Source organism: Halomonas sp. 3D7M (assembly GCF_014897885.1).
Taxonomy (GTDB): Bacteria; Pseudomonadota; Gammaproteobacteria; order Pseudomonadales; family Halomonadaceae; genus Vreelandella.
Genome location: NZ_JABUZF010000163.1, coordinates 7,968 through 8,453, shown reverse-complemented (window position 1 = coordinate 8,453; position 486 = coordinate 7,968). Strand labels below are relative to the sequence as shown.

Annotated in this window: 1 protein-coding gene; it reads right to left on the bottom strand. The window is 50.6% G+C overall.

Going from position 1 to position 486, the window contains the following annotated elements; all coding sequences use genetic code 11:
* Positions 1-418, bottom strand: a 418-nt coding sequence (locus INT22_RS08000; protein WP_193068025.1) for a hypothetical protein, incomplete at its 3' end; no start/stop codon positions are given.
* Positions 419-486 lie beyond the last annotated feature (68 nt).

The following is a 486-nucleotide window of genomic DNA, read 5'->3' as shown; positions in this document are numbered from 1 at the left end:
GTTCTTCATCCAGTACGCCCGACATCCGCACCATGGCTAACGCTTCATCCAGGCTGGCCACTTCTTCCATCATCAACAATTCGTTTTCCAAGCTAACCGGCTGTCCCGCTTTATCTGACAGCAGCTTTTCCAGCGAAGCTACGTCCATAGCGTCGTCTAAGTGGTGAATATCTACCGACGCACTGCTCGCACTTGGTAAGTAGATAGTGCCATTAGAGAAATCCACGGCATAAGCGATAACGCCCGGCACAATAAAAAACAGTAAGCCGACACCGTTAGCGATCGCCACCACTGGGTCAATATTACCGCTCATTTGCCCTTTACGCTCAGGATGAAAAAGCGTTCCACAACCACTTAACGTTACAATGGAGACACCAACAATGGCCCCCGTTAACCAACGGCGTACTGCTTGCTGCATGAAGGTTCCCTCAAAGTCCTAACGTACCGATAGCTGGAGAAGATGCGGCTGTTTGCCCACTGCTATCG